20 protein-coding genes and 1 riboswitch are annotated in these 21,467 nt (G+C 69.6%); of the genes, 10 read left to right on the top strand and 10 right to left on the bottom strand.

The window, feature by feature from the left end; genetic code table 11:
- Positions 1–34: 34 nt before the first annotated feature.
- Both AB0E85_RS26695 and AB0E85_RS26690 read left to right on the top strand, forming a co-directional pair.
- Positions 35–1,003 (top strand): diacylglycerol kinase family protein, encoded by a 969-nt coding sequence (locus AB0E85_RS26695; RefSeq protein WP_107455509.1) that lies wholly within the window; start codon positions 35–37, stop codon positions 1,001–1,003.
- A 315-nt stretch (positions 1,004–1,318) separates the two neighbouring features.
- Positions 1,319–1,576, top strand: coding sequence for a WhiB family transcriptional regulator (locus AB0E85_RS26690; RefSeq protein WP_003992873.1), 258 nt, complete (start codon positions 1,319–1,321; stop codon positions 1,574–1,576).
- 209 nt (positions 1,577–1,785) lie between these two features.
- Here AB0E85_RS26690 and AB0E85_RS26685 read toward each other — a convergent pair whose 3' ends face one another.
- Together AB0E85_RS26685 and AB0E85_RS26680 are read right to left on the bottom strand one after the other, a co-directional pair.
- Positions 1,786–3,252, bottom strand: coding sequence for a PAS domain-containing sensor histidine kinase (locus tag AB0E85_RS26685; RefSeq protein WP_361932047.1), 1,467 nt, complete (start codon positions 3,250–3,252; stop codon positions 1,786–1,788).
- Between the two features lie 352 nt (positions 3,253–3,604).
- Entirely contained in the window at positions 3,605–4,294 is a 690-nt protein-coding gene (locus AB0E85_RS26680) for a TetR/AcrR family transcriptional regulator (protein WP_361931964.1), read from the bottom strand.
- Between the two features lie 97 nt (positions 4,295–4,391).
- Between AB0E85_RS26680 and AB0E85_RS26675 the strand changes: the two genes are divergently transcribed.
- Positions 4,392–5,144: an SDR family oxidoreductase gene (locus tag AB0E85_RS26675; protein WP_361931961.1), complete on the top strand. Its 753-nt coding sequence runs from the start codon at positions 4,392–4,394 to the stop codon at positions 5,142–5,144.
- A gap of 257 nt (positions 5,145–5,401) precedes the next feature.
- Here the strand turns inward: AB0E85_RS26675 and AB0E85_RS26670 are convergent, their stop codons facing one another.
- Complete coding sequence (locus tag AB0E85_RS26670) at positions 5,402–6,475, bottom strand: SIS domain-containing protein (RefSeq protein WP_361931958.1); 1,074 nt, start codon at positions 6,473–6,475, stop codon at positions 5,402–5,404.
- 459 nt (positions 6,476–6,934) lie between these two features.
- Between AB0E85_RS26670 and nagB the strand changes: the two genes are divergently transcribed.
- Positions 6,935–7,720, top strand: a complete 786-nt coding sequence (gene nagB / locus AB0E85_RS26665; protein WP_361931955.1) for a glucosamine-6-phosphate deaminase — start codon at positions 6,935–6,937, stop codon at positions 7,718–7,720.
- Positions 7,721–7,779: 59 nt separating this feature from the next.
- Here the strand turns inward: nagB and AB0E85_RS26660 are convergent, their stop codons facing one another.
- From AB0E85_RS26660 to AB0E85_RS26635, 6 genes are all read right to left on the bottom strand, one after another.
- On the bottom strand, positions 7,780–8,325 hold the full coding sequence (locus tag AB0E85_RS26660; protein ID WP_361931952.1) for a hypothetical protein: 546 nt from the start codon (positions 8,323–8,325) through the stop codon (positions 7,780–7,782).
- Positions 8,322–8,570, bottom strand: coding sequence for a helix-turn-helix transcriptional regulator (locus AB0E85_RS26655; protein WP_062929004.1), 249 nt, complete (start codon positions 8,568–8,570; stop codon positions 8,322–8,324). Before AB0E85_RS26655 ends, AB0E85_RS26660 begins: the two co-directional genes overlap by 4 nt.
- 66 nt (positions 8,571–8,636) lie before the next feature.
- Entirely contained in the window at positions 8,637–10,175 is a 1,539-nt protein-coding gene (locus AB0E85_RS26650; RefSeq protein WP_361931948.1) for a glycoside hydrolase family 3 protein, read from the bottom strand.
- Between the two features lie 9 nt (positions 10,176–10,184).
- Positions 10,185–11,027, bottom strand: coding sequence for a carbohydrate ABC transporter permease (locus AB0E85_RS26645; protein ID WP_361931945.1), 843 nt, complete (start codon positions 11,025–11,027; stop codon positions 10,185–10,187).
- Positions 11,024–12,013, bottom strand: coding sequence for a sugar ABC transporter permease (locus AB0E85_RS26640; RefSeq protein WP_361931942.1), 990 nt, complete (start codon positions 12,011–12,013; stop codon positions 11,024–11,026). The genes AB0E85_RS26645 and AB0E85_RS26640 overlap by 4 nt, the downstream gene beginning before the upstream one ends.
- A gap of 71 nt (positions 12,014–12,084) precedes the next feature.
- The gene (locus AB0E85_RS26635) at positions 12,085–13,365 is read right to left on the bottom strand and encodes an extracellular solute-binding protein (RefSeq protein ID WP_361931939.1); all 1,281 of its coding nucleotides are present in this window, start codon (positions 13,363–13,365) and stop codon (positions 12,085–12,087) included.
- A 312-nt stretch (positions 13,366–13,677) separates the two neighbouring features.
- Between AB0E85_RS26635 and AB0E85_RS26630 the strand changes: the two genes are divergently transcribed.
- The 5 genes from AB0E85_RS26630 to AB0E85_RS26610 all read left to right on the top strand — a co-directional run bounded on the left by AB0E85_RS26630 (position 13,678) and on the right by AB0E85_RS26610 (position 20,237).
- A complete protein-coding gene (locus AB0E85_RS26630; protein ID WP_033313567.1) occupies positions 13,678–14,442 on the top strand; it encodes a GntR family transcriptional regulator in 765 nt (254 codons plus the stop codon).
- 143 nt (positions 14,443–14,585) lie between these two features.
- Positions 14,586–14,852, top strand: coding sequence for a DUF3311 domain-containing protein (locus tag AB0E85_RS26625; RefSeq protein ID WP_107455520.1), 267 nt, complete (start codon positions 14,586–14,588; stop codon positions 14,850–14,852).
- Positions 14,849–16,477, top strand: coding sequence for a monocarboxylate uptake permease MctP (mctP, locus tag AB0E85_RS26620; protein ID WP_361931935.1), 1,629 nt, complete (start codon positions 14,849–14,851; stop codon positions 16,475–16,477). The genes AB0E85_RS26625 and mctP overlap by 4 nt, the downstream gene beginning before the upstream one ends.
- A 108-nt stretch (positions 16,478–16,585) precedes the next feature.
- Positions 16,586–16,749: riboswitch (cobalamin riboswitch) on the top strand.
- A 123-nt stretch (positions 16,750–16,872) separates the two neighbouring features.
- A complete protein-coding gene (locus tag AB0E85_RS26615; protein WP_361931932.1) occupies positions 16,873–19,230 on the top strand; it encodes a ribonucleoside-diphosphate reductase subunit alpha in 2,358 nt (785 codons plus the stop codon).
- Complete coding sequence (locus AB0E85_RS26610) at positions 19,230–20,237, top strand: ribonucleotide-diphosphate reductase subunit beta (RefSeq protein WP_361117981.1); 1,008 nt, start codon at positions 19,230–19,232, stop codon at positions 20,235–20,237. Before AB0E85_RS26615 ends, AB0E85_RS26610 begins: the two co-directional genes overlap by 1 nt.
- Here the strand turns inward: AB0E85_RS26610 and AB0E85_RS26605 are convergent.
- Positions 20,150–20,392 (bottom strand): hypothetical protein, encoded by a 243-nt coding sequence (locus AB0E85_RS26605; RefSeq protein ID WP_361301806.1) that lies wholly within the window; start codon positions 20,390–20,392, stop codon positions 20,150–20,152. The genes AB0E85_RS26610 and AB0E85_RS26605 overlap by 88 nt on opposite strands.
- A gap of 93 nt (positions 20,393–20,485) precedes the next feature.
- Between AB0E85_RS26605 and AB0E85_RS26600 the strand changes: the two genes are divergently transcribed.
- Positions 20,486–21,448, top strand: a complete 963-nt coding sequence (locus AB0E85_RS26600; RefSeq protein ID WP_361931927.1) for a helix-turn-helix domain-containing protein — start codon at positions 20,486–20,488, stop codon at positions 21,446–21,448.
- The last annotated feature ends 19 nt before the right edge of the window (positions 21,449–21,467 follow it).

Here is a 21,467-nt window from a genome sequence, read left to right as displayed (position 1 = left end):
GGCCCGGTACCACCCAGTAGGTACGCTGCCAGTCATGCGTGCACTTCTCGTGGTCAATCCGGCGGCAACCACTACGAGTGCGCGCACACGCGACGTACTGATCCATGCGCTCGCCAGCGAGATGAAGCTGGAGGCGGTCACCACCGAGTACCGCGGTCACGCGCGCGACCTGGGGCGGCAGGCGGCGGACAGCGACGACATCGACCTGGTGGTGGCCCTCGGCGGCGACGGCACGGTCAACGAAGTGGTCAACGGTCTCCTGCACGCCGGCCCGGCCCCGGAGCAGCTGCCCGGACTCGCCGTGGTCCCCGGTGGCTCCACCAATGTCTTCGCCCGCGCCCTGGGCCTGCCCAACGACGCCGTGGAGGCCACCGGTGCCCTGCTGGACGCCCTGCGCGACGGCAGCGAACGGACCGTCGGTCTCGGACTGACGTCGGGCACGCCGGGTACGGAGGACGAGGCGGTGCCCTCCCGCTGGTTCACCTTCAACGCGGGGCTCGGCTTCGACGCCGGTGTGGTGGGTCGTGTGGAGCAGCATCGCGAGCGCGGCCGGAAATCCACACACGCTCTTTACGTGCGCCAGGTCGTGCGCCAGCTCCTCGGCGAACCGAACCGCCGCAACGGGACGATCACGCTGGAGCGGGCCGGCGAGGATCCGGTCACCGATCTGGTGCTGTCCATAGTCTCGAACACCTCGCCATGGACGTTTCTGGGGAATCGCCCGATCTACGCGGCGCCTAAAGCCTCGTTCGATACCGGTCTCGATCTCTTCGGTCTCAGCCGCCTCTCCACCGCGGCTGTTGCCCGGTATGGCACCCAGTTGCTCACTTCGTCCCCCGAGCGTGGGCCCCATGGCAAGCACGCCACCTCTCTGCATGACTTGACAGAGTTCACCTTGCATTCGAAGGTCCCGCTCCCCCTCCAGATGGACGGTGACCACCTGGGGCTGCGGACCAGCGTGACGTTCACAGGCGTACGCCGTGCACTGCGTGTGATTGTGTGAGCAGAACTGGCTAAAGTCCTTTCACTCGAACGTTTAGGCCAGGATCCACCCCATGGAAGTACGGCTGTGACCTAGTCGACACCGAAGAATCAAAAAAAACTTTCCAGAAGGGGTTGTATCCGCCGCTGAGGTTTGCGAGTCTCTACGTGGCGATCGGGACGGCCCGCAAGACCGGCCTCCACTGATCACCAGAACCCCTCTCCAACTCACAGGACCTTCGTCAGGGAACCTGACGGTCGGCCCTTCACTTGTTGAGGGATTCGTGAAAGCGTTCACATTCACAAGCACCCGTAATACCAAGGAGAGGTAGCAGCCATGGACTGGCGTCACAACGCCGTTTGCCGCGAGGAAGACCCCGAGCTCTTCTTCCCCATCGGCAACACCGGTCCTGCGCTGCTGCAGATCGAGGAAGCCAAGGCCGTCTGCCGTCGCTGCCCGGTGATCGAGCAGTGTCTGCAGTGGGCGCTCGAGTCCGGCCAGGACTCCGGCGTCTGGGGTGGTCTCAGCGAGGACGAGCGCCGTGCCATGAAGCGCCGCGCCGCCCGCAACCGGGCTCGTCAGGCTTCCGCCTGACAACCCACCCCTGCTGACAGCCTGAGCTTGGCGGCGCGTGTGCCTCACGGCATTACTCCGTAGACAGCGCGTACGCATCTCCCGCCCCCGAGCCGCAGCGCGCAGTTCCCCCGATGCGCTTAGTTAAGCAGCAACGAGCTTTAGCCCCGGGCCACTTGGTGGCCCGGGGCTCATTGCTTTTCCGGCCCCGTTCCGAGGCTCGGGTGCCGCTACTTCTGGGACCGCACCGGGATGTCGAGGATCACGCGGGTGCCACGCTGCGGGGCCGGGACCATGTCGAAGGTGCCGCCCAACTCCCCCTCCACCAGCGTCCGCACGATCTGCAGGCCGAGATTGCCGGCGGTGTGCGGATCGAATCCTTCCGGCAGGCCGACCCCGTCGTCCTGGACCGTGACCAGCAGCCGGGCCTCCTTGCTCGTGCCACCACGGACCGCCGAGACCTCGACCGTGCCGGTGTCGCCCTCCCGGAAACCGTGCTCCAGCGCGTTCTGCAGCACCTCGGTCAGCACCATCGACAGCGGCGTCGCGACCTCGGCGTCCAGGATGCCGAAGCGTCCGGTGCGCCGGCCGGCGACCTTGCCCGGGGAGATCTCCGCGACCATGGCCAGGACACGGTCGGCGATGTCGTCGAACTCCACCCGCTCGTCCAGGTTCTGGGAGAGCGTCTCGTGCACGATCGCAATCGATCCGACGCGCCGCACCGCCTCTTCGAGGGCCTCACGCCCGCGGTCGGACTCGATGCGCCGGGCCTGGAGACGGAGGAGCGCCGCCACCGTCTGGAGGTTGTTCTTGACGCGGTGGTGGATCTCCCGGATCGTCGCGTCCTTGGTGATCAACTCACGCTCTCGCCGGCGCAGTTCGGTGACGTCGCGGAGCAGGACGAGGGAACCGATGCGGGTGCCCTTCGGTTTGAGCGGGATCGCACGGAACTGAATGACCCCGTCACTGGCCTCGATCTCGAACTCGCGCGGCGCCCAGCCGCTGGCGACCTTGGCGAGCGCCTCGTCCACCGGGCCCCGGGTCGGGGCGAGTTCGGCGGTGGTCCTGCCCAGGTGCTGGCCGACGAGGTCGGAGGCGAGGCCGAGCCGGTGGTAGGCGGACAGGGCGTTCGGGGAGGCGTACTGGACGATGGCGTCGGCGTCGAGCCGGATCAGGCCGTCGCCCACGCGGGGCGAGGCGTCCATGTCGAGCTGCTGGTTCGCGAACGGGAAGGACCCGGCCGCGATCATCTGCGCGAGGTCGGAGGCGCTCTGCAGATACGTGAGTTCCAGGCGGCTCGGGGTACGCACGGTGAGGAGGTTGGTGTTGCGCGCGATGACCCCCAGGACGCGGCCCTCCCGCCGTACGGGGATCGACTCGACCCGGACGGGGACCTCCTCGCGCCACTCCGGGTCACCCTCGCGCACGATGCGGCCTTCGTCGAGGGCGGCGTCCAGCATCGGCCGGCGGCCACGCGGGACGAGATGGCCCACCATGTCGTCCTGGTACGAGGTCGGGCCGGTGTTGGGGCGCATCTGGGCGACCGAGACGTACCGGGTGCCGTCGCTGGTGGGGACCCACAGGACCAGGTCGGCGAAGGAGAGGTCGGAGAGCAGCTGCCACTCCGAGACCAGCAGGTGCAGCCACTCGAGATCGGTGTCGTCGAGGGCGGTGTGCTGGCGTACGAGTTCGTTCATGGAGGGCACGTGTGCGAGCGTACCCGGGGGTTCGTACGGCCCTGAAACACCCGCGGGCCGCGGCGCCTGAGAGGGACCCTCAACCCTCCCGGCACCGCAGCCCGGAGCAGCATCGGCCGTGGGGTGTGCGGTCCCGGTCGGCCGAGGATGAGGAGCCGGGGCAGTCAGGGCAGAGAGCCTCGGTTCCTCGGTCCGCCTTCCTGTGCGGGGAAGACGGAGGCTGGTGCGCGTTGCACACGCGCTCTCGTTACGCATTGTGGACTAGACCACTTACGGGTGTCCATGCGTTGGAGGCTGTTCGTTGTTGTCAATTCCGCGACGGCGTCGGACGGACTGCCGTCCAGCAGGCAGCCTAACCCGTGTGGGTTCCTGTGCGGGGCCAGATGGACAGGGCAATTTCCGCGACCGCCTCCAGTTCCTCCCGGCTCGCCCCGTCGCGCGCCTGTTGTGACATGCCCTGGATCATCGCCCCGGTGTGCCGGGCCAGGGCGGCGGCGTCGGTCGTCGGCGGCAGCACGCCGGCGACGACATCGGCCTTGATGCGGCTCTCGAACGCGGTGATGTTGGCGTTGCGGCGCCGGCGCAGGGACTCCTCCACCTCGGGGGTCGAGCAGTTGGTGGCGGCGTGGACGACGAGACAGCCGTGCGGGTGGCCGGGTTCCGTGTACGCGGTGGCGGCCTCGCGCAGGGCGCGCTCCACGGCGGCCCGCGCGGTGGACTCCTCGGCGAGGGCGCGGTCGGTGAAGGATCCGTACCTCGTGCCGTACATGCGGACGACCTCTTCGAAGAGGGACCGCTTGTCGCCGAAGGCCGCGTACAGGCTGGGGGCCCCGATGTCCATGACGCGGGTGAGGTCGGAGACGGACGTGGCCTCGTAGCCGTGTTCCCAGAAGGCGAGGAGGGCTTTCTCCAGCGCGGTCTCGCGATCGAAGGAGCGGGGGCGGCCGCGGGACTTGGTCCTCACCCTGCCACCTCCGGCGGCTTCCGCACGCGCGGCTTCCGACCCTTGCCGGGCCTTCGCGGTTCCGTCGTCGTTCACCATGGGATGCATTTTATAGCGGGCACTAGAGAAATTACGAAGGGCTGCTGTACGGTCATTTCTGTAGCGACCACTAGAAAAATGAGAAGGGGGCGCCGCCATGGGCGTGCTCACGGGCAGGACGGCACTCGTCACGGGGGCGAGCAGGGGCATCGGGCGAGGAATCGCCGAGCGGCTGGGGCGCGACGATGCCCGGGTCGCGGTGCACTACGGCAGGAACGAGACGGCGGCGAAGGAGACGGTCGCGGCGATCGAACGGGCCGGGGGCTCGGCATTCACACTGGGCGTGGAGCTGGGGGTTCCGGGGGACGCCCAGGCGCTGTGGGAGGAGTTCGACCGGCATGCGGACGGGCTGGACATCCTGGTGAACAACGCGGCGATCGGCAACACGCAGCCGATCCGGGAGCTGGAGGAGCGGGAGTACGACGAGGTCTTCGCGGTGAACGTGAAGGCGCCGTTCTTCATCCTCAAGCACGGTATGACGCGTCTGCGGGACGGCGGCCGGGTCGTCAACATCTCGTCGGGGCTGGCCCGGACGGCCGTGATGCCGGACAACATGGCGTACGCGATGACGAAGGGCGCGCTGGACGTCTTCTCGCGCGACCTGTCCAAGGTGCTGGGGAGTCGGGGCATCACGGTGAACTCGGTGGCCCCGGGGATCATCGACACCGACAACACGGCGGCCCTGCTGCACGGCAGCCCCGACGGCTGGGCGAAGGCCGCGGCGATATCGGCCCTGGGCGGCGTGGGCGAACCCGCCGAGGTCGCCGACGTGGTGGCGTTCCTGGTGTCGGACGGGGGGCGGTGGGTGACGGGCAGTTGGGTGGATGTGACGGGGGGTTCGCTCACATAGCCGCTTGCAGGGCAGCGGTGGCTGAGAAGCCGGTGCCGCCGGCGACGAACCGTCCGATGCCGCAGCGGCCGTGGTGCCTCAGCCGCAGTGCCCCTTATGCCTGGCCCTCACCCGCGGCTACGGCCTGGCGACGCCCCCCCGGGGGGGGGGACGCCCGGGGACGCCCAGGACGACGGCCCGGCGACGGCCCGGCGACGGCCCGGCGACGGCCCGGCGACGGCCCGGCGACGGCCCGGCGACGGCCGAGGCTCCCGCCCTCAGCGAGTCTCCGTCACCTTCGCCAGAGCCCGGGGCGCGTCCGGGTCCTGGCCGCGGGCGATGGTGACCTCGTAGGCCAGGAGCTGGAGCGGGATGATCTCCAGCAGAGGCTGGACCTCCTCGGCCACGCCCTCCGTGGGCAGGACGAAGCCGGCCGATGCCTGCGCGACCTGATGCCCGGGACCGATGACGACCAGGTCGGCACCGCGGCCGCGCAACCGGTCCAGGACGGGCTGGAGCGCTTCGCCGCCCTTGCCGTCGGTGACCACGGCGATGACCGGGGAGACGTTGTCGACCATGGCGAGCGGTCCGTGCAGCAGGTCCGCACCGGAGTAGGAGAGGGCGGGGATGTAGCTGGTCTCCATCAGCTTGAGGGCGGCCTCCTTGGCCGTGGGGTAGCCGTAGCCGCGGGACGTGATCACCATGCGCTCGGCGAAGCGGTAGCGGGCGGCGAGGGTGCGCACCTCGTCCTGCCGGGCGAGCAGCTGCTCGGCGAGCTCCGGAAGCATCCGCGCAGGCGCGCCGTCCCCGCCGCGCAGGCCTTCGACGAAGAGGTAGAGAGCGAGAAGGGAGGCGGTGTAGGTCTTGGTCGCGGGGAGCGCCTTCTCCGGCCCGGCCATGATGTCGATGTGGTACTCGGAGACGCCGGCCAGCGGTGAGTCCGGGTTGTTGGTGACGGCCAGCGTGATCGCGCCGGCCTCGCGAGCGGCCCGGGTGGAGGCGACGAGGTCCGGGGAGCCGCCGGACTGGCTGACGGTGACGACCAGGACGTCGGTGAGGTCGGGCCGGGCGCCGTAGGCCGTAGTGGTGGACATCGAGGTGAGTCCGCAGGGCAGGCCGAGCCGGATCTCCAGGAGGTACTTGGCGTACAGGGCGGCGTTGTCGGAGGTGCCGCGGGCGGTGAGCAGCACGAAGCGGGGCGCGCGGGCGGCGATCCGCCGGGCGACATCCTGGATGGCGGGGGCACCCTCGGACAGGATCCGGCGCAGGACAGCGGGCTGTTCCGCCATCTCACGGGCCATGGTCCGGCCCGGGAGCTCGCTGAGGGGGTCCGGTGTGGAGGCGAGGGTCATGGCGGGTCCTTCCAGGGCGGGCGGGCCGGGCTGCTTGCAGACCCCATTCCACTCCCCCGGCCCGGGCAGCGCTCACCAGGGGGCCTCTAACCCATATCCCGCACCCTGCGCGGAGCGGCGGGTACACCCGCTGGCCCACTGCCCGCACCTGGCGCGGAGCCGCAGGGGCACCCCCTGGCCCCCGACCCCCCTGACCCCTGGCCCCCCTGCCCGCTGCCCCCTGCCCACACCTCCCTGAAGCGGTCGAGTTCTCCCCTCGGCGGCCCGGGCGGCTCGCCCGCCCTGCCCGTGCGGGAGCGATGGTGCGCACCCTGGGAGAGACGGGACTGCTCTGTTAGATTGGTCTAAACCACACGACCCCTTCCGGGTCCGGTCCCAGCGACCCTTCCGGGTCCGGCCCCAGCGCCCCCTTCCGGGTCCGGTCCCAGGTGAGCACTCCTCTCAGATCGGCAGGCCAGCGTGGAAGTTGTCATCGTTCCGGACGCCAAGGCGGGCGGCGAGCTCATCGCCGAGGCCATGGCCAAGCTGCTTGGCCGCAAGCCCGGCGCCCTGCTCGGCGTGGCCACCGGCTCGACGCCCCTGCCCGTGTACGAGGCGCTGGCGGCGAAGGTCCGCTCCGGTGCCGTGGACGTCGGGAAGGCGCGGATCGCGCAGCTCGACGAGTACGTAGGGCTGCCCGCCGATCATCCGGAGTCGTACCGCTCGGTGCTGCGGCGCGAGGTGCTGGAGCCGCTCGGGATCGGGATGGAGCAGTTCACGGGCCCGGACGGCGCGGCGGAGGACGTGCAGGGGGCGTGCGAGGCGTACGACAAGGCGCTGTCGGACGCCGGGGGTGTGGACCTCCAGCTGCTCGGGATCGGGACCGACGGGCACATAGGGTTCAACGAGCCGTGCTCGTCGCTGGCTTCGCGGACGCGGATCAAGACGCTGACCGAGCAGACCCGGATCGACAACGCGCGCTTCTTCGACGGTGACATCGACCAGGTGCCGCACCACGTGATCACGCAGGGCATCGGCACCATCCTGGAGGCCCGGCATCTGGTGCTGCTCGCCACCGGCGAGGGCAAGGCCGACGCGGTGGCGGCGACGGTGGAAGGGCCGGTCGCCGCGGTGTGCCCCGCGTCCGCGCTCCAGCTCCACCCGCATGCGACCGTCGTCGTGGACGAGGCCGCCGCGTCGAAACTGAAGCTGGCGGACTACTTCCGGCACACCTACGCCAACAAGCCGGCGTGGCAGGGGATCTGAGGCCTCCGGTCCACCCGGGCAGCACCGGCACTCCCCTCTGCCGAGCCGAGCGACGGGTACTAGCGGCCCAGGGCCCCGGGCTCCAGTACGTCGTCGTCGGCCGGCTCGTCCTGGGCGCGCCAGCCTGCCACCCACAGGGGCATCACCCAGTGGACGACGAGGACGGCGATGAGCAGGGGTGCCGCATAGGCCTTCGGGGCGTCTCCGGCGACCCCTCCCGTGATCAGCAGGGTGACCGCGGTTGCCGCGAGGAGCAGCGTCGTCACGCGGTGGGCCCGGGCCAGGACGCGGCTGCGTTCTGCCGACTGGCGTTCGTCCAGGACGTGTTCCCGCAGTTCCAGCAGCCCCCGGGTGGCGTGGTTGATCACACCGGTCGCGACCATCCAGGGCAACAGCAGCACCGCCATCACGGCCACGGTCCACAGCGGCTCGCCCTCGGCGAGGAACATGTGGGTCATCAGACCGCCGATGGCCAGAGTGAGGGCGACATGGGCGGCGACGGCCCCGCGGCGGCGTGCTGCCGTGGCGTACCAGGCCGCTGCGCGGCGGTCGTTCATCAGCCGCAGCATGCTCCGGTCGTAGCGGGTCAGGCGTGTCGTCGTCATGGCTGTTTCCTCCCGTAGACCTCGTCCGTGAGCGGCCGGAACGGTTCGAGGGAGAACAGGGCCTCGACCGGCAGACCGAAGAACTTCGCGATCTTCAGCGCCAGGTCGAGGCTCGGGTTGTACTGCCCCCGCTCGATGTAGCCGATGGTCTGGTAGTGGGCTCCCACTGCCTCGGCCAGGCTCTGGCGCGACACCTTGTGCTCGGCGCGCACCACGGCCAACCTGTTGTGCACCTGCTCGCTCATGTATAAGAAGTACTACATGTGGTCGCAGGCTTACAACCAAATTCATCGAAGAGGGTTCGGCCGGGTTCAGCAGCCGATGGCTCCCGCGATCACCTCGGCCGCCGCCCGGCCGCAGACGCGGGCCGCGCCGTGGGTGGCGATGTGCAGGGCACCGCGCGGGGCGGCCTGCGGAACGCCCATCTCGACGACGACGGTGTCGGGGCGGGCGGCCAGCAGGATGTCGAGGGCGGAGGCCATCCACGGGTGTCGGTGTTCGTCGCGGACGACGGCCACGATGCGGCGCGTTCCGGCGGCCTGGAGGGCCGCTCGGCCGGCGTTCTCCCCGGCCTCGCTCTCCTGGCCGTCCCCGGCGGAGAAGCTGCCGGTCACCGTGCCGGGCAGGAGGTGGACGAGCTCGGCGGCCACGCCCCACGGCGTCTCGTCGCCGACGGCGATGTTGGCGACGGGGGTGAGGGCGGCGACGTAGGGCGGTTCGGTGAGGGGCTTGAAGGTCGCGGGGTCGCCGAGGCCGGGCGCGGTGGTCAGGGTGAGGGCGCGGCGGGCGGCGTGCAGGCCGATCTCGGTGCTGTGGGTGTCCTCGGCCGCGTGGCCCGCTGTGCCGGCCCAGCGGGCCAGTGCCCTTACGCGGTCGGCGGCCTCGGCGAGGCGTTCCTCCGGGAGTTCGCCCGCGCGCACGGCCGAGACGAGGGCGTCCCGCAGCCGCAGAACGGTCGCGTCGTCGGCGAGGCCGCCGCCCACGCAGATCGCGTCGGCGCCCGCGGCGATGGCGAGGACGCTGCCGCGTTCGATGCCGTACGTGCCGGCGATCGCGCGCATCTCCATGCCGTCGGTGACGATGAGGCCGTCGTAGCCGAGTTGGTCGCGGAGCAGGCCGGTGAGGATGCGGCGGGAGAGGGTGGCCGGGCGGTCCGGGTCCAGGGCGGGGACCAGGATGTGGGCGCTCATGACGGCCCGGGTGCCGGCGGCGATGGCGGCGCGGAAGGGTGCCAGTTCGCGCTCGGCCAGCACCTCGGCGGAGACGTCGATGCGCGGCAGGGCGTGGTGGGAGTCGACCGCCGTGTCGCCGTGGCCCGGGAAGTGCTTGGTGCAGGCGGCGACCCCGGCGGACTGAAGGCCGGTCACATAGGCGGCGGTGTGCCGGGCGGCGAGGCCGGTGTCGGAACCGAAGGAGCGGACACCGATGACCGGGTTGCGCGGGTCGGAGTTGACGTCGGCGGACGGGGCCCAGTTGAGATTGACGCCGCAGGTGGCGAGGCGGCGGCCCAGTTCGTGGGCGACCTGCTGGGTCAGCTCCACGTCGTCGACCGCGCCGAGCGCGTGGTTGCCCGGGAAGGAGGAGCCGTTGCGCACCTCCAGACGGGTCACGTCGCCGCCCTCCTCGTCGATGGCGACGAGGACGTCGTCGCGCTCGGCCCGCAGCTGGGCGGTGAGGGCGGCCAGTTGGCCGGGGGAGGCGATGTTGCGGCCGAACAGTCCGACGGAGGCGAGGCCCTCACCGAGGCGGCGCAGCAGCCAGTCGGGGGCGGTGGTGCCGGTGAAGCCGGGCTGGAGGACCGTCAGGGCGTCGCGGGTGAGTGTGTCGGTGCCGCTGGCGAGTGTCGTCATCGGGTGAGGTCATCCCTTCACGGCGCCCGCGGTCAGGCCCGCGGCCATCTTGCGCTGGACGAGGAGGAAGAGGGCGACGATCGGCACGGCCATCATCGTGGCTCCGGCCATCATCGGGGCGTATTCGGTGCCGTGCTTGGTGGTGAAGTTGCCGAGCCAGACGGTCGCGGTCTGGTTCTTCTGGCTGAGCAGCATCAGGGCGTACAGGTATTCGTTCCAGGCCTGGATGAAACCGTAGACCGAGGTGGCGACCATGCCGGGGGCCAGGAGCGGGAAGACGACCCGGAGGAAGGCGCCGGTGCGGGAGCAGCCGTCGACCATGGCCGCTTCCTCCAGTTCCTTCGGGATGTTGACGATGAAGCCCCTCAGCGTCCACACGGTGAACGGGAGGATGAACGTCAGGTACGTGATGATGAGGCCGGTCAGCCGGTCGTACTGGCCCAGGTCGTTGAGCAGCAGGAACACGGGGATGATCATGGCGACCAGCGGGACCATCTGGACCGCGAGGATGCCCACGATCACGATCTTGCGGCCGCGGAAGGCGAACCGGGAGATGGCGAGCGCGGCCAGCAGCCCGACCACCATGCCGATGACGACCACCGCCAGCGACACCACCATGCTGCGGCCGACCGGGCCCCAGAAGTCGGCGATGTCCAGCGCCCGGGTGAAGTTGTCGAGGGTGATGCCGGTCGGCAGCAGGCTCGGGTCCGGGTCGATGGCGTCCTTGGCGGGCTTGAACGCGGTGTTGAGCATCCAGTAGAGCGGGAAGCCGGCGGTGAGGAAGACGAGGAGACCGAGCAGGTTCCAGCCCAGCCGCGACTTCCGGCGGCCGGCTCCGGCGAGCGTGCTCATTCGACCTCTCCGATCTTCAGCATCTGCCGCATGTAGACGGCGACCACGCCGAGCAGCAGCAGGACGGTGATCAGCGCGATGGCCGAGCCCTGGGCGTAGTCGTTGACGACGAAGGCCCGGTCGTAGGAGTAGGTGTTGAGGACCTGGAACTCCGGCTCGGGGTGGCCGTTGCGCATGACGAACACCTGAGGGAAGACGCCCATGTCCCAGATGACCGACAGCGTCGTGAGCATCACGATGATCGGCTTGAGGACGGGCAGGGTGACATAGCGGAAGACGCCCCAGGAGCCGGCGCCGTCCAGGCGGGCGGCCTCCTCCAGCTCCTTCGGGACCTGGGTGAGACCCGCGCTGAGCGTGATGACCACGAACGGCACGGCTCCCCAGATCACCAGCAGCATGATCACGGCCAGGCCCTCGGGTCCGCTGGCGAACCAGTTGTGCCCGACCATGTCGACACCGGGCAGCTTGCTCAGCAGCGCGTTGAAGACGCCGTAGTCGGAGTCGAAGAGCCACTTGAAGACCGTGGTCGCCACGATCACCGGCATGCCCCAGCTGGCCACCAGCACGATGTTGATGAGCATCTTCAGCCAGCCGGAGACCCGCTGGAGCAGCAGGGCGAGGGCCATGCCGATCACCATCGTGAAGACGACGGCGCCGGCGGCGAAGACGATCGTGCGCAGGACGACGGCCCAGAACTCGCTGTCGCCCAGCACCTTGGCGAAGTTGTCGAAGCCGACCGACTCGGCCGGCTGGAAGCCCCACAGCTGGGACTGTCCGAACTTCTGGAAGGACAGGGTGACCAGGCGGGCCAGCGGATAGCCCATGACGAGGGCGAGGATCAGCAGGCAGGGGGCGAGCAGCAGCCAGGGGACCGCGGCCCCGCCCGACGTGCGCTGCCCGCGGGGCCGCCGGTCGTCGGGGGGTGGCGGGGGTGCCTGCCGCGGTGGCGGCACTTTGGCGGGGATGTGGGTGTCTGCGGCGCTCATCGCACGCTCCTCGGCGGTCCCTCAGGTCTTGACGACGGCGGGGCCCCACCCGGTGGGGCCCCGCCCGAAGGTCACTTGGTGTTGATGACCTTGTCGATCGCGGCGTCCGCCTCCTTGGCGGCGGCCTCGACGGACTTCTTGCCGGTGCCGATGCTCTGCAGCATGGTCTGAAGGATCTGCGCCTTCTCGACCTGGCCCCAGCCGGGGGCCATCGGGACGAACCAGTTGGACTCGGCCGCGGTGGCGGGGACGGCCGTCTTCGGGTCGTTCTTGAGCGTGGCGAGGTCCGTCTTGTTGTTGGGCAGGTTGCCCTTGGCCATCAGGCCCTTCTGCCCGGAGGAGCCGGTGAACGCGTTGATCCACTCGGCGGCCAGGGCCTGCGCGTCGGACTTCACCGGCACGGCGAGGTCGGAGCCGCCCAGGAAGACGGGCATGTTCTTGCCGGACGGGCCGGGCATCACGAAGTTCTCGAGGTTGCCCTTGAGCTTGCCGGTCTTGTCGTTCTTCGGGTCCTCGGCGGTGGCGCCCTCCCAGGCGGCGGCGAAGATCATGGAGGACTTGCCCTGGCCGTAGACGATGTAGCGGTCGGACTCGTCCTTGGTCTTGTCGCCGTGCATGTACGAGTCGACGACGTTCTTGAACTCCTTCAGGCCCTTGAGGGACTCGGGCGAGGAGAGGGAGGCCTTCCACTGGCCGCCCGACTCGGTGGCGATGGCGCCGCCGGCGTCGTAGACGAAGGACATGGCCGCGTACCAGTCGCGGGTGGGCTGGTACCAGGCGCTGAACTTGTCGCCCTGCTTCTTCTGGATCTTGTCCAGGGCGGCGGTGAGCTCCTTGTACGTCTTGGGTGCCGACTTCACCCCGACCGACGCGGCGACGTCCTTGCGCCAGTTGGCGACGCGGCCGCCGGCGTAGTACGGCACGCCGTAGGTCTTGCCCTCGTAGGTCACCGAGGCCTTGAGGCCGTCCAGCCAGGCGTCGGAGTTGTCGAACTTCGCCTGGTCGAGGGGGGCGAAGGCGCCCTTGACCATGTAGCCGAGCATCTCGGTGTTGCCCATCTCGACCACGTCGGGGGCCTTGTCCGTGGCGAGGACGGCGTCGAGCTTGGCGTTCTTGTCGGGCCAGCCGTAGTACTCGTGGTTGATCTTGAGGCCGGGGTGCTTCTTCTTCACCGCGGCGTCGGCGGCCTTCACCAGCTCGGGCCAGTTGTTCTGGGCGTCGACCGTGAGCCAGACGGTCAGCTCCTTGGCGTCCGCGCCCTTGTCGGAACCCCCGTCACCCTCGCCCCCGCACGCCGCGATGGAGACCATCATGCCCGCGATACCGATCGCGGATATCAGCTTGCGCTTCACGCCACCCTCCTCAGGGATCCCACAACCCCCCTGGCTCCCCGCAGTGGGCGTGGGGCCGGGCCTGGACCAATGGTGTAGACCAGTACGCAGAGCTTGGACCGGACCACGACGCCTGTCAAGGCTCCCGATACAGCCCTGACCAGCCGTTATGCGACCTACATATGCAGGAACCTTTAAGTAAGAAGCCAGCGAAAACCCCGGCGGGCACGGCATACTGCGGGTAGACCACAGGGAATGGTGGACTAGACCAAAAGAGGCGCCGACGGTATACAAGTGGGATCGTGTCGGCAGACCGAGCCGGGAAGGCGGAGCATGAGCACCGACGTCAGCAGTGCGGAGAACGAGAACGGGGTGCCCGTCCGTACCGCACGCGTGCCCAAGTACTACCGCCTGAAGAAGCACCTGCTCGACATGACGGAGACGCAGGCGCCGGGCACGCCGGTCCCGCCCGAGCGCACACTGGCGGCCGAGTTCGACACCTCGCGCACGACCGTGCGCCAGGCGCTCCAGGAACTGGTCGTCGAGGGCCGGCTGGAACGGATTCAGGGCAAGGGCACCTTCGTCGCCAAGCCGAAGGTCTCGCAGGCGCTGCAACTGACCTCGTACACCGAGGACATGCGCGCCCAGGGCCTCGAACCCACCTCGCAACTGCTGGACATCGGCTACATCACCGCCGACGACCGCCTGGCCGGGCTGCTCGACATCACCCCCGGCGGACGCGTGCTGCGCATCGAGCGGCTGCGCATGGCCAACGGCGAGCCGATGGCCATCGAGACCACCCACCTGAGCGCGAAGCGCTTCCCGGCGCTGCGGCGCTCGCTGGTGAAGTACACGTCCCTCTACACGGCGCTGGCCGAGGTCTACGACGTCCACCTCGCGGAGGCCGAGGAGACCATCGAGACGTCGCTGGCCACCCCGCGCGAGGCCGGCCTGCTCGGCACGGACGTCGGCCTGCCGATGCTGATGCTCTCCCGTCACTCCCTCGACCGGGACGGCCAGCCGGTGGAGTGGGTGCGGTCGGTCTACCGGGGGGACCGCTACAAGTTCGTGGCCCGCCTGAAGCGCCCGGTCGACTAGCGGCGGCGCACAGCGCTCCGGCGCTGCTGGGGGCCTGGCTTCGGTTGGGTACCGCATTGCGGACGAGGGGTTCCGCTGTCGCCGCACCCTGACCTAGATTGCCTGCGCACTACAGGTGATCACCAAGGGGACGGAGCCGCCTGATGTCGCAAGCACCGGAAGTCAGCAGAGGGCCGGTGGTGACGCCCATGCGCGTCGTCATCGCCGTCTGCCTCATAGCGCCGTTCGTGGCCATGCTGTGGGTCGGCTCGTACGCCAAGACCGACCCGGCCTTCATCGGGATCCCGTTCTTCTACTGGTACCAGATGGCGTGGGTGCTCATCTCCACCGTCCTGACGATGATCGCGTACAAGCTCTGGCAGCGTGACCAGCGCGCCCGCTCGGCCGCGAAGGGCGGTGCATCGCAGTGAAGGACGGCGTGAACGGCGTCGCGCTCGGCGTCTTCATCTTCTTCTTCCTGGCCGTCACGGTCATGGGCTTCATGGCAGCGCGCTGGCGCAAGGCCGAGAACGAGCACAGCCTGGACGAATGGGGCCTGGGCGGCCGCTCGTTCGGCACCTGGGTCACCTGGTTCCTGCTCGGCGGCGACCTGTACACGGCGTACACCTTCGTCGCCGTGCCGGCGGCGATCTACGCGGCGGGCGCGGCCGGGTTCTTCGCGGTGCCGTACACGATCCTGGTGTACCCGCTGATCTTCACCTTCCTCCCCCGCCTGTGGTCGGTGTCCCACAAGCACGGCTACGTCACGACCTCCGACTTCGTGCGCGGCCGCTTCGGCTCCAAGGGCCTGTCGCTGGCCGTGGCCCTCACCGGCATCCTCGCGACCATGCCGTACATCGCGCTCCAACTGGTCGGCATCCAGGCCGTGCTGGACGTGATGGGCGTCGGCGGCGGCGAGAACACCAACTGGTTCATCAAGGACCTGCCGCTGCTGATCGCGTTCGGCGTGCTGGCCGCGTACACCTACTCGTCGGGTCTGCGGGCCCCCGCGCTCATCGCGTTCGTGAAGGACACGCTGATCTACATCGTCATCGCGGTGGCGATCATCTACATCCCGATCAAGCTGGGCGGGTTCGACGACATCTTCGCCAAGGCCGGTGAGGCGTACAGCCAGACCAACCCGGCGACGGGTGCGCCACGCGGTGCGCTGACACCGGCCGAGCCGGGTCAGTGGACGTACGCCACCCTGGCGTTGGGCTCCGCCCTGGCGCTCTTCATGTACCCGCACTCGATCACGGCGACGCTGTCCTCGAAGAGCCGTGAGGTGATCCGGCGCAACACCACGATCCTGCCGCTGTACTCGCTGATGCTGGGTCTGCTGGCGCTGCTCGGGTTCATGGCGATCGCGGCCGGGATCAAGGTGCAGAACGGGCAGCTGGCGATCCCGCAGCTGTTCGAGACGATGTTCCCGGACTGGTTCGCGGGCGTGGCGTTCGCGGCGATCGGCATCGGCGCGCTGGTGCCCGCGGCCATCATGTCCATCGCGGCCGCGAACCTCTTCACCCGCAACATCTACAAGGACTTCATCAAGCCCGACGCGACGCCCGCGCAGGAGACCAAGGTCTCCAAGCTGGTCTCGCTGCTGGTGAAGGTCGGCGCCCTGGCCTTCGTCCTCACCATGGACAAGACCGTCGCCATCAACTTCCAGCTGCTGGGCGGCATCTGGATCCTTCAGACCTTCCCGGCCCTGGTCGGCGGCCTGTTCACCCGCTGGTTCCACCGCTGGGCCCTGCTCGCGGGCTGGGCGGTCGGCATGGTCTACGGCACGGTCGCCGCGTACGGCGTGGCCTCCCCGACCCAGAAGCACTTCGGCGGCTCCGCGAAGGAGATCCCGGGCATCGGGGAGATCGGCTACATCGGCCTCACGGCGTTCGTCCTGAACGTGGTGGTGACGGTGGTCCTGACCTTCGTCCTGAAGGCCCTGAAGGCCCCCGACGGCATCGACGAGACCAAGCCGGAGGACTACACGGCCGACGCGGGCGACCCCGGGGTCCAGGTGGAACTCCCGCCTGCGACCGCCGGTTCCGCGCACTGATCCCAGGGCCCCGGCCCGCCACGAACACCCCGCAGCGGGCCGCCGTGACCAAGCGTCACGGCGGCCCGCTGTCACGTAAAGCTGACACTCTGACACCACCACGACACAACATCTGGGGGTGCCGTCGGAAGCCAGCACAAGATGTATGCTCATGCTCGCTGCCGCCGCAGGGGAATCCGGTGCGAATCCGGAACTGTCCCGCAACGGTGTACTTGTGCATGTTTCGTGCACAAGCGTCAGTCCGAGGACCTGCCGACAGCGCACCCGGCCACCCGGCCGGTGTGCCCCGACGTCCGGGCCTCGTGGAATGGGCCGGTGGACGCGACGCCGCGTGCGCTCGCGTGCTGCCCCCTGCCCTCGACGAGGCCCCCGTGCCGAGCGAGGGAGAGCCCCACGTGACCATCGCGCCAGCCGAACCGGTCTCAGCCAGCGAAGAGGAGCACGACGCCCCCGGTGCCGCGCTGCTGCGGACCCTGACCGAGCTGACCGCCGACCTCCCCGACGCCGAGCCCGGCCGGGTCGCCGCCGCCGCGCTGCGCGGCCGCTCCGCGCGGGCGGACGAGAGCGAGTTGCGGGAGCTGGCCACGGAAGCCGCGGCCGGTCTGATCTCCGAGGACCCGGCCTACTCGCGGCTGGCCGCCCGGCTGCTGACCACCGGCATCCGTGAAGAGGCCGCATCGCAGGGCGTCACGTCCTTCACCGAGTCGGTGGCGGTGGGCCACCGCGAGGGCCTCGTCGCCGACCGCACCGCCGAGTTCGTCCGGCTGCACGCGGCCCGGCTCGACGCGCTCGTCGACACCGGCGCCGACGACCGCTTCGGCTACTTCGGCCTGCGCACCCTGCACAGCCGCTATCTGCTGCGCCACCCGCTCACCCGCAAGGTCGTCGAGACGCCCCAGCACTTCATGCTGCGCGTCGCCGCCGGTCTCGCCGAGGACGACACCCGCCGCTCCGTCGACGAAGTCGCCGCGCTCTACGGGCTCATGAGCCGCCTCGACTACCTCCCCTCCTCCCCCACCCTCTTCAACTCGGGCACCCGGCACCCGCAGATGTCGTCCTGCTACCTCCTCGACTCCCCCATGGACGAACTGGACTCCATCTACGACCGGTACCACCAGGTGGCCCGGCTGTCGAAGCACGCCGGCGGCATCGGACTCGCGTACTCCCGCATCCGTGCCCGCGGTTCCCTGATCCGCGGCACCAACGGCCACTCCAACGGCATCGTCCCGTTCCTGAAGACCCTCGACGCCTCGGTCGCCGCCGTGAACCAGGGCGGCCGCCGCAAGGGCGCCGCCGCGGTCTACCTGGAGACCTGGCACTCCGACATCGAGGAGTTCCTGGAGCTGCGCGACAACACCGGTGAGGACGCCCGCCGTACGCACAACCTGAACCTGGCGCACTGGGTGCCGGACGAGTTCATGCGCCGGGTGAACGCCGACGCGCAGTGGTCGCTGTTCTCCCCCGCGGACGTTCCCGAGCTGGTCGACCTGTGGGGCGAGGAGTTCGACGCCGCGTACCGGGCGGCCGAGGCGAAGGGCCTCGCGAAGAAGACGCTGCCCGCCCGTGAGCTGTACGGCCGCATGATGCGCACCCTCGCGCAGACCGGCAACGGCTGGATGACCTTCAAGGACGCCGCCAACCGCACCGCCAACCAGACGGCCGAGCCGGGCCACGTCGTCCACTCCTCCAACCTCTGCACGGAGATCCTGGAGGTCACCAGCGACGGGGAGACGGCGGTCTGCAACCTGGGCTCGGTCAACCTGGGTTCCTTTGTCGACACATCGACCCGGGATATCGACTGGGAGCGGCTGGACGAGACCGTCCGCACGGCCGTGACCTTCCTCGACCGGGTCGTGGACATCAACTTCTACCCGACCGAGCAGGCGGGCCGCTCCAACGCCCGCTGGCGCCCGGTCGGCCTCGGCGCCATGGGCCTCCAGGACGTCTTCTTCAAGCTGCGCCTGCCCTTCGACTCGCCCGAGGCCAAGGCCCTGTCCACCCGGATCGCCGAGCGGATCATGCTCGCCGCGTACGAGGCCTCCGCCGACCTCGCCGAGCGCAACGGGCCTCTTCCCGCCTGGGACAAGACCCGCACGGCCCGGGGCGTACTGCACCCCGACCACTACGACACGGAGCTCACCTGGCCGGAGCGCTGGGCGGCCCTGCGCGAGCGCGTCGCCACGACCGGCATGCGCAACTCCCTGCTCCTCGCGATCGCCCCCACCGCCACGATCGCCTCCATCGCGGGCGTCTACGAGTGCATCGAGCCGCAGGTGTCCAACCTGTTCAAGCGCGAGACGCTGTCGGGCGAGTTCCTCCAGGTCAACTCCTACCTGGTGGACGAACTGAAGCGGCTGGGCGTGTGGGACGCCCGCACCCGGGAGGCCCTGCGCGAGGCCAGCGGCTCGGTGCAGGACTTCGCCTGGATCCCCGAGGACGTGCGGGCCCTCTACCGCACGGCGTGGGAGATCCCGCAGCGCGGCCTGATCGACATGGCGGCGGCCAGGACCCCGTTCCTGGACCAGTCGCAGTCCCTGAACCTGTTCCTTGAGACGCCGACGATCGGCAAGCTCTCCTCGATGTACGCCTACGCCTGGAAGTCCGGGCTGAAGACCACGTACTACCTGCGCTCGCGCCCGGCGACCCGCATCGCCCGCGCCGCCCGGGCCACCGTCCCCGTGCAGGCCACCCCGGACCCCGAAGCGGTCGCCTGCTCCCTGGAAAACCCCGAGTCCTGCGAGGCCTGCCAGTAATGAGCACCCAGAACCTTCTCGACCCCGGCTTCGAGCTCACCCTGCGCCCCATGCGCTACCCGGACTTCTACGAGCGCTACCGGGACGCCATCAAGAACACCTGGACCGTGGAGGAGGTCGACCTCCACTCGGACGTCGCCGACCTAGCCAAGCTGTCACCGGCGGAGCAGCACCTCATCGGCCGGCTGGTCGCGTTCTTCGCGACGGGCGACTCGATCGTCGCGAACAACCTGGTGCTGACGCTGTACAAGCACATCAACTCCCCCGAGGCGCGGCTGTACCTGAGCCGTCAGCTCTTCGAGGAGGCCGTGCACGTCCAGTTCTACCTGACGCTGCTCGACACCTATCTGCCCGACCCGGAGGACCGCGCTGCGGCCTTCGCGGCCGTGGAGAACATCCCGTCCATCCGCGAGAAGGCCGGGTTCTGCTTCAAGTGGATCAACGAGGTCGAGAAGCTGGAGCGCCTGGAGTCCCAGGCGGACCGGCGTCGCTTCCTGCTCAACCTGATCTGCTTCGCCGCGTGCATCGAGGGCCTGTTCTTCTACGGCGCCTTCGCGTACGTGTACTGGTTCCGCAGCCGGGGCCTGCTGCACGGCCTGGCCACCGGCACCAACTGGGTGTTCCGTGACGAGACGATGCACATGTCCTTCGCCTTCGACGTGGTCGACACCGTCCGCAAGGAGGAGCCGGAGCTCTTCGACGACCGGCTCCAGCAGGAGGTGACGGACATGCTCCGGGAGGCCGTCGAGGCCGAGCTGCAGTTCGCGCGCGACCTGTGCGGGGACGGCCTCCCGGGCATGAACACCGAGTCGATGCGGCAGTACCTGGAGTGTGTGGCGGACCAGCGGCTGACCCGCCTCGGCTTCGCTCCGGTGTACGGCTCCGAGAACCCCTTCTCCTTCATGGAGCTCCAAGGGGTTCAGGAGCTGACCAACTTCTTCGAGCGGCGGCCCTCGGCGTACCAGGTGGCGGTGGAGGGCACCGTCGACCTCGACGAGGACTTCTGAGCCGGTACTCCTTCCCGGGTCTCCTGAGCCTCCCTGATCTGACGGTCGATGCGCCGCTCGCGCACCAGGCCGATCACGGACGGGAGGATCAGGAGGACCAGGATCCCCAGCGTGGCGGTCAGTCCGATGAGTGCTTCGATCTGGTTCGTGTTCATGGACACCACTGTCGCGCCGATTGCTCCTTACCGTCAGTGGCAGTACTGCCGTAGACCCTCGAATTACTGCCAAGGGCGAGGCACACTGGAGGCATGCTGAAGAACGTGGCCGTCGCCCTGCTCGACGGCGTGAACCCCTTCGAACTGGGTGTGGTGTGCGAGGTCTTCGGCACCGACCGGAGCGACGAAGGTCTCCCGGTCTACGACTTCGCCGTCGCCTCGGCCGAGGGCCCGGTGCTGCGCATGAACTCGGGCTTTTCGCTCCGGACCGAGCACGGCCTGGAGCGGCTGGAGGCGGCGGACCTGATCGCCGTGCCGGCCGGCCACACCTACGCGTCCCGGGATTTTCCCCCGGAGCTGCTGGACTCCCTGCGTCGCGCGGTCGACCGCGGTGCCCGGGTGCTGAGCGTGTGCTCGGGCGTCTTCGTGCTGGCCGCGGCCGGGCTGCTGGACGGCCGCCGCTGCGCCACGCACTGGAAGCACGCCAAGGACCTCGCCCGGCAGTACCCCCGGGTGATCGTCGAGCCGGACGTCCTCTACGTCGACGAGGACCCGGTGATCACCTCCGCCGGCACGGCCGCCGGGATCGACGCCTGCCTGCACCTGGTGCGCAAGGAGCAGGGCTCCGAGGTCGCCAACAAGATCGCCCGGCGGATGGTGGTGCCGCCGCACCGCGACGGCGGCCAGGCCCAGTACATCGAGCGCCCGCTCCCCCACCCCGAGGGCGACACGATCGTCGACGTGCTGGCCTGGATGGAGCGCCACCTCGACGAGGAGGTCACCGTCGAGCAGCTCGCCGCCCACGCCCACATGTCCCCGCGCACCTTCGCCCGCCGCTTCCAGCAGGAGACCGGGACCACTCCCTACCGCTGGATCCTGCGCCAGCGCGTGCTGCTGGCCCAGCGGCTGCTGGAGGCGACGGACGAGACGATGGACGCGATCGCCGGTCGAACGGGGTTCGGCAACGCGGCCACGCTGCGCCACCACTTCGTCCGGGCGATCGGCACCACGCCGAACTCCTACCGGCGGACGTTCAGGGGCCCCGAAGCGGCCTGAGGCCGCCTGAAGCCCCCTC

Origin of the sequence: Streptomyces sp. NPDC029044 (assembly GCF_040637495.1) — a bacterium.
Classification (GTDB): Bacteria; Actinomycetota; Actinomycetes; order Streptomycetales; family Streptomycetaceae; genus Streptomyces.
This window is presented reverse-complemented; position numbering and strand designations above follow the sequence as displayed.

Excerpts from the sequence above, each read along its gene's own strand:
- AB0E85_RS26695 (WP_107455509.1), top strand. The coding sequence starts at position 35 with ATGCGTGCACTTCTCGTGGTCAATCCGGCGGCAACCACTACGAGTGCG.
- AB0E85_RS26645 (WP_361931945.1), bottom strand. The coding sequence starts at position 11,027 with ATGAGCACGCTCGCCGGAGCCGGCCGCCGGAAGTCGCGGCTGGGCTGG.
- AB0E85_RS26625 (WP_107455520.1), top strand. The coding sequence starts at position 14,586 with ATGTCGCAAGCACCGGAAGTCAGCAGAGGGCCGGTGGTGACGCCCATG.
- AB0E85_RS26685 (WP_361932047.1), bottom strand. The coding sequence starts at position 3,252 with ATGAACGAACTCGTACGCCAGCACACCGCCCTCGACGACACCGATCTC.
- AB0E85_RS26605 (WP_361301806.1), bottom strand. The coding sequence starts at position 20,392 with ATGAACACGAACCAGATCGAAGCACTCATCGGACTGACCGCCACGCTG.
- AB0E85_RS26640 (WP_361931942.1), bottom strand. The coding sequence starts at position 12,013 with ATGAGCGCCGCAGACACCCACATCCCCGCCAAAGTGCCGCCACCGCGG.
- AB0E85_RS26680 (WP_361931964.1), bottom strand. The coding sequence starts at position 4,294 with ATGGTGAACGACGACGGAACCGCGAAGGCCCGGCAAGGGTCGGAAGCC.
- AB0E85_RS26610 (WP_361117981.1), top strand. The coding sequence starts at position 19,230 with ATGAGCACCCAGAACCTTCTCGACCCCGGCTTCGAGCTCACCCTGCGC.
- AB0E85_RS26690 (WP_003992873.1), top strand. The coding sequence starts at position 1,319 with ATGGACTGGCGTCACAACGCCGTTTGCCGCGAGGAAGACCCCGAGCTC.
- AB0E85_RS26630 (WP_033313567.1), top strand. The coding sequence starts at position 13,678 with ATGAGCACCGACGTCAGCAGTGCGGAGAACGAGAACGGGGTGCCCGTC.
- AB0E85_RS26600 (WP_361931927.1), top strand. The coding sequence starts at position 20,486 with ATGCTGAAGAACGTGGCCGTCGCCCTGCTCGACGGCGTGAACCCCTTC.
- AB0E85_RS26670 (WP_361931958.1), bottom strand. The coding sequence starts at position 6,475 with ATGACCCTCGCCTCCACACCGGACCCCCTCAGCGAGCTCCCGGGCCGG.
- AB0E85_RS26675 (WP_361931961.1), top strand. The coding sequence starts at position 4,392 with ATGGGCGTGCTCACGGGCAGGACGGCACTCGTCACGGGGGCGAGCAGG.
- AB0E85_RS26660 (WP_361931952.1), bottom strand. The coding sequence starts at position 8,325 with ATGACGACGACACGCCTGACCCGCTACGACCGGAGCATGCTGCGGCTG.
- AB0E85_RS26655 (WP_062929004.1), bottom strand. The coding sequence starts at position 8,570 with ATGAGCGAGCAGGTGCACAACAGGTTGGCCGTGGTGCGCGCCGAGCAC.
- AB0E85_RS26650 (WP_361931948.1), bottom strand. The coding sequence starts at position 10,175 with ATGACGACACTCGCCAGCGGCACCGACACACTCACCCGCGACGCCCTG.